Raw genomic sequence first — 14,345 nt, forward strand, 5'->3', positions numbered from 1 at the left:
CCGCGGGCGCCGAGCCGGTGCTCCACATGATCGGCAGCAGTCATCTTCGGACGCACCCTCGTTGCCCATCACATCAGCGACATCACGCGCGCCGCGAGCGCCGGGTCGCGCAGCGCGGCCTGCGGCTTGAGCAGTTGCGAGACTTCCACCGTCAGCCGGTGCACCTCGGGATCCTCAGCGGCGAGCTTGGTCAAGGCCATACCGTATTGCAGGCGCTGCGCGAGGTCGGCGGGCCGAACGCCACGCGTGGCGGGATAGACGAAATCACTGACGGCAACGCCCCACGGCGTCGCGATGGTGTCCTGGATAGCAGCGAAGAAGTCACGCGCCAGCCGCTCCATGGGAACATCTTCCGCCAACAACCGGTCCAGGATCACGGCTTCCTGTGCTGCCACGCTCATGCCCTGGCCGAAGACGGGATTAAAGCGGCAGAGGGCATCGCCTATCGTGAGCAGCCCTGCCGGGAAAGACTCCAGGCGCTCGAAATGCCGCCGTATGCTGCAAGGTAGCCGGTAGCGGACAATATCCGTCAGCGGACGGGCTTGCCTGACTGCGTCATAGATGGTCGGGGTGCGTAGGTTCTTGACGAAATCCATGAATGCCGCGCGATCGCCCGGAGGCGCATCGCCATGATTGGCTCCGACGGAAAGCAACCATCGCTGCTTCTCGATCGGAAACAGGAACGCTCCGCGGCTGCTGGCAGGTGCGGACGGCAGGACAATATTGCCCAGCCAGTCGGCATTGTGATCGATTGGTCGCTCGACGATGGTGCTCGCGTAAGCCTGATCAATGCCGATCTCGGTCTCTTCGGGCGTCTGCAGAGAAAGCTCTTCGAGCAGCTTCAGCGTCAGGCCGCAGCGGCCGGAGGCATCAACAACCAAGTCAGCTTCCACGACCACGGCAGGCCGTTCTTCGCTATCGTAACGGACCGCCTCGATCCGCATTGCATCGCGCGATGCAACAAGCCCGATTACGCGAGCGCGCTCGCAAATGTGGACATTCAGGGTCCGCAGAACGCGTCGTCGGGTAACGGCTTCGAGCAGTGGGCGCGACATGCAGAAAATGTCGATGCCGAGATCGCGAATCGGGAAAGGATCGAACCCTGGGCGCTCAAACCTTATATCCTTACCCGTGCGGATCTTCACGGCGCCCGCTTCCGCCAGATCGTTCTCAAATCCCGGAAACAGGGTCTGCAGGGCCTTCAGTCCGCCCGCGAGCAGCATATGGGCATGCTGGGCCTGCGGCGTACCGCTTCGGGGCGCGGCCTCGGCGGGAAGCAGGTCCCGCTCGATGATCGTGACGTTCCCGAAATGCCTGGAGAGCGCCTGAGCGGCCGCAAGGCCGGCCATGCCTGCGCCAACGACCACGGCATGACTTCTTGCAGGATCTGGCACGTCTTCCTCCCAGAGTATGTCAAATAGGATCGAAAACGGATCAACCGACACGTACGCCCGGAGCAGTTGCTTCGGGTAGACCGAGCTTATCTGATCTCTTTTGGGGCAATAGTGAACGGCGTCACAAGTTTTGGTTCGGAGCCCGCCACCAACGGTCAGCTTAGCCAGCTTGCAAACAGCGCCTGGAATTCCACTGGCTCCTGCTGATGTTCGAGCACTGCATGGTCGATCCCGTCGGCAGCCGCTTCAAGTAACTGGCAGGACTGGTTGCTCGATCGTGCGAAGCTGAGGCGGAGCGCCACCGATCTAGCCTGGCCGTGCGCTGCCTTCGTACATGAAGGTCATCGGCTTGGGTCCGGGCATGTAGCCGGTTTCCACCCGATCAATCCTGAATCCGCCGCTCTCGATCATGGTTCGGATCGGTCGATTGAGGTGACAGCCCCCGCCAATGCGTTTCCAGGCAGGCGTCAGCCAATCCTGCCATCGCCGGACATTCCTGTCCGGCGCCATGCCGTGCTCCGCGAACAGGAGCTTGCCGTTCGGCCGAAGCACGCGACGCATTTCGGTGAGCGCCATGGCGGCATCTGGAATGCTGCACAAGGTCCAGGTCGTCACGACGGTATCGACGCTGTCGTCGTCGAGTGGGATGGCTTCTGCTGACGCTTCGATGAAGCTGACTTGCATACCCGGTTGCAGCGCATCCCGAGCCATCGCGATCAGCTTCGCAGACGGCTCCAGCGCCAACACCTCCTGCACCGGTGGCCGATAGAAGGGCAGATTCCGGCCCGAGCCGACCCCGATCTCGATCACCCGCCCTTCAGCCGCACCGACCACCCGCTCGCGATACGGCCGCAGTTGCTTGTTGCGCATCGCGAGATCGCAAACCCGCGGCAGGATATGGTCGTTGTAGAAGCCCATGCTTTGGTCCTCGGCCTCGTTTCCTCGGAGCTGGCGATGTTTGACATATTGATCAGCGGCGACTTCGGACGCCCGCTCCGCCCATTGCGACATGAAAGCCGATAAAGGCTGGGTTCAACAATTCAACTGTCCGTGGGGACGCCGGCGGCTTTCGCTCTCCGTGGCGCTCTCCTGCCTTTCCCCGAAGTGGCAGCGACGATCGCTGGCCCAATCATCCCTAGCGCCGAACGATCTGCAGCTCCAGCAATGCGAGCCTTTGCAGGATTTGCGGGTCGCGCTCTCCCTCGTCGGCGGCGCGCAGGATGGCTTCCGCCAGGCATTGAACATGGGTGGAATGGACGGGTTCGGGAAGCGAAGCCACCGCGGCATCAAGCGCCTCCTCCATCACCGAGATCACCTCGGGCGGGAAGGACGCATTGGCGAAATCCTTCATGGCGGCGGCGACGAAAAAGACGGCTGCCAATGCGCCCTGGGGGGCGGGACTGCATCGGCAGCCGCTCGAGTTAAGGTGTCCATCCCTTGGACAATTGCATAATTTTCCCGACCAAGAATTGTTCCTCGGGACGGCGAATTCGCGCACGTCGGATGCTTGATCCAGGCGCCGATGCCCGTCGTGGCCTGCATCGGCTGGTCTTTCAACCTTGCCGGGATTTCCGCTCGAGATGCGGCTTCGGCAACGTTGGCCGGCCGCGAAGGCACGCAACTCTCAGCATCGCGCCTCGATCGCCTTGCTGATTTCTTCCGGTGCGGCAAAAATCACGTCTGCCCGGTCACCCATCATTCCCGCGGGCACGAGGGCTGGTGCGCCACTTTGCGGACCATCTGTTCCGGAATCAGTTTTCATGCGCAGATTGCGCTCCCAAAAGGCGCGGGTCTTGCCATCAGCCGTGGTCACCCGATAGGTGTCGTGACAGTAGGTGATCGTCTTCACCAGCGTGTTCGACTCCAGGCTTTTCAGATTGGGAACGCGGCCGCCACCCATCATCCCGCCCATGCCTCCCATCGGTCCTTGAGCGCTCATTTGCGGCGCGGCTTCAGGCTTGGTTGCTTCCTTGAGAAAGGCGAGCAGGTCTGCACGGCGTTGCGGGTCCTTGATGCCGTTAAACGGCATTTCGTTGTCCGGCACCATGCGATCGGGATCGGTCAACCAAGCGTCCAGCGAACGATCGTCCCAGATGATGCCAGACGACTTGAGAGCATTGGAGTAGCGTTCGAAGCTCGGCAACGATCCGGCCTTGCGGTCCCAGAGACCGGCAAGGCTTGGTCCCGTCATGTTTCGATCGGCCTCCAGCGAATGGCATGGCGCGCACATACGGAAATCCCGTTGACCTCGCGCGACGTCGGCATACTGAGCGGATGCCGGGAATGACAGTGCAATCGTCGAAAGCCCAATGACAATGAGCTTGTTCATTGCCGACCGTCCTTGCTCCCGGTGCGAAGGTACTTGATCAGCGCCGCGGCCGCCAGGATCAGGACGATTACGACCAACAACCAGACGAACCCCATGCCCCACATCATTCCAGGCATCATATTGTCCATCATCGGCTCCCTCCGTCATCTCGCGGAGCAACCGCCTCTTGAGGCTGCCTGCAGCTCGCCCGTTTCATGCACATGAGCATCATGAACGTGCACGGCAGCGACGCCATGATCCGAAATATCTCGGCGCCTGTCAGCCAAGTCCAATTCCAGGCGACACTCAAGGAAACCGCCGTTGCAAAGACGACATACAGCGCCATCCGATAGCGGGCGAAATAATTGCCCAAAGTGACGATCAGTGAGGTCCTGCCCATAGGTGTGTCGTGGTCCTGACTTAAGGTCATAGGAACGCCTCTTGCTGGGATGAAAGGAAATCTGACGGGGGTGCGGAGTAGACGATCAACCGCCCCCCCTTGCTTCAGATCGCGCCAATGCTTCGGCCGGCGGCCTTCGTACGACAATATAGCGCCCGTGGGTATCAACGCCCCTTCGGACCGCCTTGGTAGCGGAACCCCGATCCGCCGCTGGCGGTGGCGGGCGCCAAACGTGATGCCGCTCGATCGTAGGCGAACGCTGAATACGGACCAGTTTGCGAGACAGCACCGATCGGCGTGCTCTTCCTGGCGTCGTTCGGCCAATAGCTCTTATCGGTAATGGTCGAGCCTGCCTGTGCAGTCGCGGAGACCGCCACGAGCGGCAACAAGAGGGACATCGTGAGAAGGTGTTTGGTTGACATGTTCCGGCTCCATGATGTTTGAAAGCGCCGCGATGTGTGCTTCTAACCATGAGTTCGGAGCCGATTGTCAGCCGGTTACAGGCTCACGCCGACGTGAAAACCGCTATCGCCGCAACAAGTCTTGGGCTCAATGCTGCGCCCGCGAAGGTGCGAAGCACAATTGCGCAATCAGGCCCCGTCCCAAGTTCAACCGAATAGGCACGATCAATGCACATCGTTGATCGCCTTCTTCCAGCCGCGGAATCGGTAGCCATGGCCTGTCACGGTTTCGATGGACGTTGCGAAGGGGCCAAGCTTCTTCCGCAATGATCCGACTACGGCATCCACCTTGTTCGAGCCCGCGAAGGGGGTGTTCCAGATCTCGGCAAGCATCTCGTCGCGCGTGACGACGCGTCCACTCGCCTGGATCAGGGTGAGCATCACAGCGTACTCCAGCCGCGTCGTTGGCCGACGTTGACCCTCCAGGACGATCTCACGATTGGCCTCGTCGAGCCGGCATCCGGATAACGGTGCTGAGGCAGCCGCGCGTACCTCATCGCCGGCAAGAAACGAATGGACCGCGTCGGCAATCGCGTCGCCGTCGATCCATGGCAGGTGTATGTCGCCGTCCAGTGTTATGAGGCGTGCGCGAGGTAATTCGGCAGTGAGCTTTTGGCCAGCTTCAAGGGGGATCACGCGGTCCCTGCGCCGATGTATGACCAGCGCCTCGGTCCGGATGCGTGAGAGGACATCTGCCGCAGCATTCATCTCACAGCTCAGGTGCAGCAATTGTGCCGCCTGCGGCGCATTCGCCCAGTCCCGCTGGTTTCGGGAGAAGTCCTCCGAATCCTGTATCGACGCGCCGGGTAGGAATAGCGCGGTCAGTGCGACTGAGCCAAGGCCCCAGTGCGCCTTCACGAGGTCAGTGAGCGCATCCCGCAGATCCGGCGTTGCGACATCGGACCCCCTCGCATACGAGCCATAAAAGCACAGGCGGCGGACGCGTTCCTGGTGCGTAGCCGCATAAGTGAGTGCAACCGGTCCCGCGCAAGACACCGCGAACAATGAGAACTCGTTGTCGCCAAGCTCATCAACGAGCGTTGCGAGTAGTTGCACCTCGTCCGCTTGCGTTCGCGGTGGAACGTCGCGATCGCTCAAACCGGTGCCCGGCCGGTCGTAGCGGACGACGCGAAAGCCCTCCGCGAGCCGACTGAAGAAACGCCGAAATCCCGGCTGCTCCCAATCGCGCTCGACGTGACTGACCCACCACGCGGGGCAGAGGATAAGCGGCCCTTCGCCGACCGTGGCATAGGCGATCCGGGCCCCGTTTGCGTCCCGAATGAATCGAATGACCTGCACCGCCGGTATCGATCTCCCATGGCTCTCATTCAATTCTCATAACAATTTCATTAGCTTTTCAAGCTGGGTCCGGCCGTCGCCCGATAGACTCGATGGAATCGGCGGGGCCGCTTTATCCTGGCGATCCTTCGATTGTCACCTCCCTCGAACGATAGGATGTTGGAGACAATTCATGACTATGGACATGACTACGATGGGCTCCGGCGCGTTGCTGGCAATGGGGATTTATCACCTCGCCATTTTCACCTTCGCTGTGCTTGGGATCGCGGCGTCGATCAAATACCTGCGCTCCTGATTTGTCAGGCTGCCTGACGTTCGGGATCACAGAAATCGCTCGAACGTGTGCGCCGGAGGGTAAACGACATGTTTGCGATTGATGGTGCTGCACGACGCACTGCTTCTGTCACGGTAACCGCAATCCGGACGCTGTGGAGCGAGCGAATTTCGTCGGGCACATTCCTCCTTGGTCTGCTGGCCGGTGCGGGACTGACCGTACAGATACACAAATGGTGGACCTCCTCCTTGAGCCTCTGCTTGTCCTCCGCTGGACTCCGTCAACTCAACGACACCCAATCCTATCTGGTCCTTGCGTTCACGTTGTATCCGGTCACTACGTCGGCCGGACAAATGGCAGTGCTCACTGTCGCGGTCGCCGCGCTTATTGGGTTTCTGCTCTGGACCAAGCGAGCGACCTCGGCCTCATTCTTTTTAGGCGTGCTCGCGGGCACTGGCTTCGTTTTGAGCTTCGATATCGTCTGGATCCATTGGATCTTTGGCCTCCATCACCTGACGAATACACAAATGGACCTCATCCTTGAACCCGTGTTCGTCCTCCTCGGACTCGCTTTCTTGTGGTTTGCGATTACGCGAGAGCATCGCCGCGCCCAAAGTAGCGGCACTTAGGAAGCACTCTCAATCGCGATCCGATTCGGCTCGTGGGGATGCTGGTTTCGACGTGAGCGAAGCACAGCGCGAGAAGTTTCCAGCGAGCTTTTGGTTACTCGGCAGCCCTTACCCCGGCGTCGCATCGGCGCCACTCGCGCCGATATGCATCACAGGCATCATTCACCAGCGCAACAGCCGCGGCCCCAACAACGCGCCAGCCAGAGTGCACAGCACAATCGTTCCGCCGTACCAGACGGCAATAAACGGCAGCGAATCGTCCGTGCAATGGAGCGCATAAGCCATTGCGCTGACGCCTCCCGCGATGAGGCCTGCGAACGCGCCGGCTCGCGAAAGATTGGTGGGAGCACCTTTTCGCACGGCCCAAATTGAAACAGCGAAAGGAACGATCGCAATGATCGGAATAGAGAGAAGACATTCCAGCCATTCATCGCCCACGATCATGGTTTCCCAATGCGACCGGGGTGCGGATCCAAGGCTGATGGCGGCAAGAACCATAATGACGAGAAACGGCACAGCGACAAGCAAGGCGGGGGAGATTTTCCGCTCCCCGCCCGGCCGGGCCAGTCTCGTCAGGTAAAGCAGCGCGAGGTCGACGATCCCGATTGCAAAGGCGAGCTTTATGGCGAGAAACATCAGTGCACGGGCTGTCATCAAGTCGGCGCGGAAGCCCAAGCCGACAACGGCGACGCCGAACGCCACGATCGATCCTGCAGCAATTGCCACGTAAAGCGTGCGAGCGACCGCTTTGCGGTCGACGGGCTCAAGATTCGTGCTCAGGAGTGCAACGAGATCGTTCGTTCTCATGTTCGCATTTTCCCGGCGATCAAGGCGGCCAGTGCCCTGAGTCCACGGTGAATATTTACTTTTACACCCGACTCGGACTGACCGCATTTCTTCGCCGCTTCAGCAATGCTCAGTCCCTCGATCTTCACGGCTTCGATCGCACACTGCATGGCTTTCGGCAGCCGCTCCAGCAGCCTCTTGACGTCATACGTACTTTCAGCGCTCGCATGGTCATCGTGCGCCATCATCTCGTCGGCGTCGTCAATGGGTACCTCGGCGTGCCCCACGCGATTTCGACGTAGAAAATCGATCAATTTGTAACGCGCAATGGCGTGCACCCATGGCGTCAACGGCTCCCCTGGATCGTAGGTATGCCGCTTGATGTGTATTGCCAGTACGGTTTCCTGAACCAGGTCTTCTGCCTCTGACGTGGCTTTACCGAGCGCTGCCAGCTTGGCCTTGTAGTAGCCGCGCAGACGGCGGCTCAATTGATCGAGTAGCGACCGGTGCGATGCCGCATCGCCATTCAGGCTCGCTAGCATTAGGTCTTTGAGCTCGATTTCGAGGCCCGTCATCTCCTCTATCTCGCTATTTCGGTGGGTCGAGCGATTTGGTTACACCTTTTCGCAATTGGGGCGGAAGGAAATTGGGCGCGGAAGTACCCTAGAATGCGACAACTGTGTGCGCGAATGGCCATGATGCGGTTCCTCATTGAGCGGGCTCCGGAACCGGCTGCTTGCGTTCAGGAGGCGCACTCGTCAGTGTCGATACCTGAAGTCCAGAATCGTCCCCATTCTTCAGCCTAAAGCCCTTTACGAGGCCGAAGATCGCCGGGATCACGATCAGCGTCAGTAGCGTCGAGGAGATCATGCCGCCGATCATCGGCACGGCGATGCGCTGCATGATTTCGGAGCCGGTGCCGGTGCTCCACATGATCGGAAGCAGGCCTGCCATGATGGCCACCACCGTCATCATCTTCGGGCGCACGCGCTCGACCGCGCCCTCCATGATGGCATCGTAGAGGTCGCTGCGCGTCAGGACGCGGCCCTCGGCTTCGCGACGGCCCTTGATCTCGGCCAATGCCTGGTTGAGGTAGATCAGCATCACCACGCCGGTCTCGGCAGCTACTCCAGCCAGCGCAATGAAGCCGACCGCGACCGCGACCGACAGGTTGAAGCCGAGCCACCACATCAGCCAGAGCCCGCCGACCAGCGCGAACGGCAAGGACAACATCACGATCATCGTCTCGGTGACGGACCGGAAGTTGAGGTACAAGAGCAGAAAGATGATGAGCAGCGTCGTGGGTACGACGATTCTGAGCCTTGCAGTGGCGCGTTCGAGATATTCGTACTGACCGCTCCACATCACATAGTAGCCGGGCGGAAACTGGATGCTGGCCTGCACCGCCCGCTGAGCGTCAGCAACATAGCCGCCGAGGTCGCGGTCGCGAATGTCGACATAAATATAGGTCGCCAATTGACCGTTCTCGGTGCGGATCGAGGATGGGCCGCGCGCCGGCGCGACTTTTGCGACTTCGCCGATCGGCACGGCACCGCCGGCCGGCATCGGCACCAGCACCTCGCTTGCGATCGCCTTCGGATTGTCGCGCAAATCCCGCGGATAGCGCATATTGACGGAAAAGCGCTGACGTCCCTCGACCGTCGTCGTGACCGTCTGCCCGCCAAGTGCCGTTGCTATCGTATCCTGGACATCCTGGACCATGATGCCGTAGCGCGCCATCGCTTCGCGGTCCGGCGTGATCTCCAGATAGTAGCCGCCGATGCCGCGCTCGGCATAGGCCGATGAGGTGCCGGGCACCGTTTTCAAGACCTGCTCGATCTGCTTGGCAAGCTTGTCGATCTTGGCCAGGTCGGTACCGATCACCTTGACGCCGACTGGAGTGCGGATACCAGTCGACAGCATGTCGATGCGCGCCTTGATCGGCATGGTCCAGGCATTGGAGACGCCGGGAAACTGTAGCGCCTTGTCCATCTCCGCGATCAGGCTGTCGATCGTCACGCCGGCCCGCCACTCCTGCTTCGGTTTGAGATTGACCACGGTCTCATACATTTCCGATGGCGCCGGATCGGTAGCCGTCGCGGCGCGGCCTGCCTTGCCGTAGACCGATGCGACTTCCGGAAAAGACCGGATGATCCGATCCTGGGTCTGCATCAGTTCAGCGGACTTGGTGACAGAGATGCCCGGCAATGTCGTCGGCATGTAGAGTAGCGTACCCTCGTTCAAGTTCGGCATGAACTCGGTGCCGAGCTGCCGGGCTGGCCACACTGTCACCGCCAGAACGGCAAGCGCGATCAGGATCACCAGTATCTTGGCGCGCATCACACCCTTGATGACTGGCCGGTAGATCCAGATCAGGAAGCGGTTGATCGGATTCTTGTGCTCCGGAACGATTCTGCCGCGGACGAAGATCACCATCAGCGCCGGCACCAGCGTAACCGAGAGCAGCGCGGCGGCGGCCATCGCGAAGGTCTTGGTGAACGCCAGTGGGCTGAACAGCCGCCCCTCTTGCTGCTCCAGCGTGAAGATCGGCATGAACGATACGGTGATGATCAACAGGCTGAAGAACAGCGCCGGTCCGACCTGCGATGCAGCCTCGATCAGGATCGCCACGCGGGGCTTTCCGGGCTCCGCTCGTTCGAGGTGCTTGTGCGCATTCTCGATCATGACGATCGCTGCATCCACCATGGCGCCGATCGCGATCGCAATCCCGCCGAGGCTCATGATGTTGGAGCCGATCCCGAGCAGCTTCATCGCCCCGAACGCCATCAGCACGCCGACCGGCAGCATCAGGATGGCGACCAGCGCGCTGCGGACGTGCAGCAGGAACACGATGCAGACCAATGCTACGACGACGCTCTCCTCGAACAGTGTGTGCTTGAGCGTATCGATGGCGGCGTAGATCAGGTTCGAGCGGTCGTAAACCGGCACGATCTCGACCGACTTCGGCAGGCTGCTGGCGATTTCCGTAAGACGCTTCTTGACGTTCTGGATTACGTCGAGCGCGTTGACGCCGAAACGCTGCAGCACGATGCCGCTCGCAACCTCGCCCTCCCCATTCAGTTCAGTGATGCCGCGCCGCTCGTCGGGGCCGAGTTCCACCCGGGCGACGTCGCGCAGCAGCACCGGCGTGCCGTTGTTCACCTTCAGTACGACGTTGCCGAGGTCGTTGATGCTCTTCAGGTAGCCCTTGCCGCGGATCACGTATTCGAACTCGGATAGCTCGACGGTACGGCCGCCGACGTCGGCGTTGCTGGCGCGGATCGCATCGCGCATCTTCTGCATGGTAACGCCGAGATCGCGCATGCGCTGCGGATCGAGGATCACGTTGTACTGCTTGACAAAGCCGCCGACGCTAGCCACTTCCGCGACACCCTCGGCCTTGGCGAGCGCAAACTTCAGATTCCAGTCCTGGATTGTGCGTGTCTCGGAAAGGTTCAGCTCCTTCGACATGATGGCGTATTGGTAAACCCACCCGACGCCGGTGGCGTCAGGGCCAATGGTCGGTGTCACGCCGGCGGGAATGCGCGAGGTCGCGCTGTTCAGGAACTCGAGCACACGCGAGCGCGCCCAATAGATGTCGGTACCGTCCTCAAAGATAACGTAGACGAATGAGACGCCGAAGAACGAGAAGCCGCGAACCACTTTCGACTTCGGTACCGTCAGCATCGCCGTGGTCAGGGGATAGGTGACCTGGTCCTCGATGACCTGCGGCGCCTGACCGGGGTACTCCGTGTAAACGATGACCTGCGTGTCAGAGAGGTCGGGGATGGCATCGAGCGGCAGATGGATAAGTGCATAGAGGCCGGCCGCTGCAGCGAAGCCGGTGCCGAACAGCACCAGCAGCAAGTTGCGGGCCGACCAAGCGATCAAGCGGGCGATCATTGCTGCGCTCCCTCGGCAAAGCCCTTGAGAGCCGCCTTCAGGTTACTCTCCGCATCGATCAGAAAATTGGCGGCAACGACAACGGGCTCTCCGTCTTTCAGCCCGCTGCGGATTTCGATCATTCCGCTGCCCCGACGGCCGATCTTGACTTCACGGGGCTCGAACCGGCCCTCGCCCCTGTCGACGAGGACGACCTGCCGAGCGCCCGTATCGAGCACCGAACTGTCGGGAACCGACAAAACGGATTCTGAGCCGCCGATCTCGATGTCGGCGTCGACGTACATATCCGGCAGCAACGCAAGGTCCGGATTGGCGAGTTCGACCCGGACGCGGGCTGTGCGTGTCTCGCGATTGAGCTGGGGGTAGACAACCGAGATTCTTCCGGAGAAGTCCCGCGCCGGGAAGCTACGGGCCCGAACGGTTACGGGCTGTCCGACCGCAAGCGAACCGAGGTCGCGCTCGGCCGCGTCGATCAACGCCCAGACAACCGAGGTGTCGGCGATGCGGAAGAGCACGTCGCCTGGTTGAGCTCGCATGCCCTGGACCGCGTTGCGTTCCAGCACGATGCCGTCGCGCGGCGCCGACCACTCGACAGTCACGGGAACGACCCGCGTCTTTTCGATCGTGGTGATCACGGCGTCGGGCACATCGAGGTTCATCAACCGCTGCCGCGAACCGCGTCCGTAGGAGGGCTCGCCCGCGGTCGTCCGGGACGTCAGCGTCGTCACGTACTCGGCGGCCGCACTGGAAACTGCGGGACTGTAGACCTGCATCAAAGGCTGCCCCTTCTTGACGAAGGTGCCGGTTGTGACGTCGGCAACCGATTGCAGGTAGGTTTCCGCGCGCATCGCGATGACTGAAACTCGGCGCTCGTCGAGCTGAATTACGCCTGGCGCGCGCACGACCGTCCGGATCGGACGGAGGGCCGCCGGCTCCGATCTCACGCCGGTTCGTTGAATCTTGCCGGGCGATAGCTTGATCGAGCCGTCGTCGGTGTCCTCGCCTTCGTAAACGGGAATGTAATCCATCCCCATCGAATCCTTTTTCGGCGTGGACGACACGTCCGGCAGGCCCATCGGATTGCGGTAATACTTGATCTTGCGAGCGGCAGTCCGTGCGGCTGCCACGTCTGCCGGCGTATCGTCGAAACTGATGTCGGCGCCCGGCGGGACGGCGCGGTAGTCGCGGCCGTCAGGCGTCTTCTTCGGCGTTAGCGAATAGAAAGGCTTGCCGTCCGGGTCCTGATAGTAGATCGCCGCGCCCGGTTCGGCGTGCGCCTGCTCCATGACGTGTGCGTGCTTCATCTCTCCGCTCGGCCAGACATATGGACGCGAGAGGACGCCGGCGATCGCCACAGCGGTCATGGCAGCGGCGATTCCAATTGGGACCGAGCGCTTCATTTGTCGGCCTGAATGACGAGCTTGTCTTCGACCGTGCCGGTCTCACCCTGCACCTTGGCGCCAAGCGACAATTGCCAGCGGCCGGCCATGCTGAAATTGGCCTTGAACCGGTAGGTGCCCGGCTCCGATCCCTGCACGGGAGTGAGCTTGGTGACCATCTCCTGCATGCCATCGGGTGCCATGTCGAGGCGCGTGGCGAAGATGACCGCGTCCGGAACAGCTTTGCCCGTCGTCTTGTTGACGAGCTTCACGGTGACGGTCTGGTCGGGGCCGGTCTTGACGGTCGGTTCGACCAGCTTGAACTCGTAATTCTTGACGTCGGCGAGCGCGACGGCAGCGGCGCACGTCAGGGCGGCGGCGGTCAGCGCAACCGCCAGGCTGCGCGAAAACTGATTGGCCTTCATAGTGATGATCCTCGATCTTCTGATCTGCTGCCCACGCAGCATGAACGCGGACGCCACGAAGCGCCGCGCGCGAATTCGGCGTTACGCCGAACGGACCAGGGATCGGGGAGGCTTTGGAGGGGGTGAGTATCCGACGCTTTCCACTTCGGGATCGCTGCCCGGAAGCAGCGTCCGAAGCGTAACGGGCTGGATTTCAACGACACCAGCCGGCAGCGGCGCCTGCAACGTTGTCGCGACGCAGAGCGCCATCAACGGGCACTGGTCGCAATCGGCCGGCGCCGACTTGTCCGGGCAACACGGCATGTCGTCGGACATGGCGGCCGTGTCATCGGACATCGACGTCATCGCCATCGATGCCGTCGCGCCCGTGTTCGCCCGCGCTGTGAGCGGGGCGATGACGAGGCCGACGATCACAAGGACCGCCAGCAGCCGGCAAAGGTGGATCGAGCGTTTCACGGAGCCAGTTTCGCACAAACCGACCCGCGATGGGAAGCAAAGTTCCATCACGAAACCGCGGGTTTCGTTAACATATCCCGGTCGGGATAGATCGCATTGTGTTGGATCAATCGGATCTGGTCCCAAATGCCGGAATATCGCCGAGGGCCAGAACATTTTTGCCCGCTGCGGCTTGAAATAGCGGCCGCCCGTTGGCCCTCAAGCAAGGAGCCCGCCATGCACGCCCGCGAAATGATCGGCACCCACCCGGCCGTCCAAGGCCAGATCAATGACGCCCTGATCCGCTGCATCGAGGAATGTTATTCCTGCGCCCAGACCTGCACCTCCTGCGCCGACGCCTGCCTGTCGGAGCGCATGGTGCAGGACCTGACCCAGTGCATCCGCCTGGACCTCGACTGCGCCGACATCTGCAATATCACCGGCCGCATCATGACCCGGCGGACAGGTTACGATGATGAAGTGATGCGCCGCATGCTCAGCGTCTGCGCTGCCGCCTGCCGGCTTTGCGCGGAGGAATGCCAGAAGCACGCAGCCCAGCATGATCACTGCCGCATCTGCGCGGAAAGCTGCCGCCGCTGCATGGAGGCCTGTCAGGAATTGGCGCGCGGCATGGCGCATTAACGCGCTTGGA

The 14,345-nt window shown here is 61.4% G+C and carries 16 protein-coding genes; 3 read left to right on the forward strand and 13 right to left on the reverse strand.

The window, feature by feature from the left end; all coding sequences use genetic code 11:
* Positions 1–68 precede the first annotated feature (68 nt).
* The 7 genes from V1288_RS29720 to V1288_RS29750 all read right to left on the reverse strand — a co-directional run bounded on the left by V1288_RS29720 (position 69) and on the right by V1288_RS29750 (position 5,862).
* Positions 69–1,394 (reverse strand): NAD(P)/FAD-dependent oxidoreductase, encoded by a 1,326-nt coding sequence (locus tag V1288_RS29720; protein WP_334360407.1) that lies wholly within the window; start codon positions 1,392–1,394, stop codon positions 69–71.
* Positions 1,395–1,700: 306 nt separating this feature from the next.
* Positions 1,701–2,312 (reverse strand): class I SAM-dependent methyltransferase, encoded by a 612-nt coding sequence (locus V1288_RS29725; protein ID WP_334360408.1) that lies wholly within the window; start codon positions 2,310–2,312, stop codon positions 1,701–1,703.
* A gap of 217 nt (positions 2,313–2,529) precedes the next feature.
* Entirely contained in the window at positions 2,530–2,745 is a 216-nt protein-coding gene (locus V1288_RS29730) for a hypothetical protein (protein ID WP_334360409.1), read from the reverse strand.
* Between the two features lie 273 nt (positions 2,746–3,018).
* A complete protein-coding gene (locus tag V1288_RS29735) occupies positions 3,019–3,723 on the reverse strand; it encodes a c-type cytochrome (RefSeq protein WP_334360410.1) in 705 nt (234 codons plus the stop codon).
* Complete coding sequence (locus V1288_RS29740; RefSeq protein ID WP_334360411.1) at positions 3,720–3,854, reverse strand: hypothetical protein; 135 nt, start codon at positions 3,852–3,854, stop codon at positions 3,720–3,722. Before V1288_RS29740 ends, V1288_RS29735 begins: the two co-directional genes overlap by 4 nt.
* Before the next feature lie 412 nt (positions 3,855–4,266).
* Entirely contained in the window at positions 4,267–4,524 is a 258-nt protein-coding gene (locus V1288_RS29745; RefSeq protein WP_334360412.1) for a hypothetical protein, read from the reverse strand.
* Between the two features lie 204 nt (positions 4,525–4,728).
* Positions 4,729–5,862: an alpha/beta fold hydrolase gene (locus V1288_RS29750; protein WP_334360413.1), complete on the reverse strand. Its 1,134-nt coding sequence runs from the start codon at positions 5,860–5,862 to the stop codon at positions 4,729–4,731.
* Positions 5,863–6,034: 172 nt separating this feature from the next.
* On the opposite strand from V1288_RS29750, the gene V1288_RS29755 reads away from it, so the two are divergent.
* Both V1288_RS29755 and V1288_RS29760 read left to right on the forward strand, forming a co-directional pair.
* A complete protein-coding gene (locus V1288_RS29755) occupies positions 6,035–6,157 on the forward strand; it encodes a hypothetical protein (protein ID WP_334360414.1) in 123 nt (40 codons plus the stop codon).
* 68 nt (positions 6,158–6,225) lie between these two features.
* Positions 6,226–6,765, forward strand: a complete 540-nt coding sequence (locus tag V1288_RS29760; protein WP_334360415.1) for a hypothetical protein — start codon at positions 6,226–6,228, stop codon at positions 6,763–6,765.
* Positions 6,766–6,927: 162 nt separating this feature from the next.
* On the opposite strand, the gene V1288_RS29765 is transcribed toward V1288_RS29760, so the two are convergent.
* The 6 genes from V1288_RS29765 to V1288_RS29790 form a co-directional block, all read right to left on the reverse strand.
* Positions 6,928–7,572 (reverse strand): DUF1109 domain-containing protein, encoded by a 645-nt coding sequence (locus V1288_RS29765; RefSeq protein WP_334360416.1) that lies wholly within the window; start codon positions 7,570–7,572, stop codon positions 6,928–6,930.
* Positions 7,569–8,126, reverse strand: coding sequence for a sigma-70 family RNA polymerase sigma factor (locus tag V1288_RS29770; protein ID WP_334360417.1), 558 nt, complete (start codon positions 8,124–8,126; stop codon positions 7,569–7,571). The genes V1288_RS29765 and V1288_RS29770 overlap by 4 nt, the downstream gene beginning before the upstream one ends.
* Before the next feature lie 133 nt (positions 8,127–8,259).
* On the reverse strand, positions 8,260–11,454 hold the full coding sequence (locus tag V1288_RS29775) for an efflux RND transporter permease subunit (RefSeq protein ID WP_334360418.1): 3,195 nt from the start codon (positions 11,452–11,454) through the stop codon (positions 8,260–8,262).
* Positions 11,451–12,854 (reverse strand): efflux RND transporter periplasmic adaptor subunit, encoded by a 1,404-nt coding sequence (locus V1288_RS29780; RefSeq protein ID WP_334360419.1) that lies wholly within the window; start codon positions 12,852–12,854, stop codon positions 11,451–11,453. The genes V1288_RS29775 and V1288_RS29780 overlap by 4 nt, the downstream gene beginning before the upstream one ends.
* Entirely contained in the window at positions 12,851–13,258 is a 408-nt protein-coding gene (locus V1288_RS29785; protein ID WP_334360420.1) for a FixH family protein, read from the reverse strand. Before V1288_RS29785 ends, V1288_RS29780 begins: the two co-directional genes overlap by 4 nt.
* A gap of 81 nt (positions 13,259–13,339) precedes the next feature.
* Positions 13,340–13,714 (reverse strand): hypothetical protein, encoded by a 375-nt coding sequence (locus V1288_RS29790; RefSeq protein WP_334360421.1) that lies wholly within the window; start codon positions 13,712–13,714, stop codon positions 13,340–13,342.
* 216 nt (positions 13,715–13,930) lie between these two features.
* On the opposite strand from V1288_RS29790, the gene V1288_RS29795 reads away from it, so the two are divergent.
* On the forward strand, positions 13,931–14,335 hold the full coding sequence (locus tag V1288_RS29795) for a four-helix bundle copper-binding protein (RefSeq protein ID WP_334361438.1): 405 nt from the start codon (positions 13,931–13,933) through the stop codon (positions 14,333–14,335).
* Positions 14,336–14,345 lie beyond the last annotated feature (10 nt).

This window comes from Bradyrhizobium sp. AZCC 2176, from assembly GCF_036924645.1.
Classification (GTDB): Bacteria; Pseudomonadota; Alphaproteobacteria; order Rhizobiales; family Xanthobacteraceae; genus Bradyrhizobium.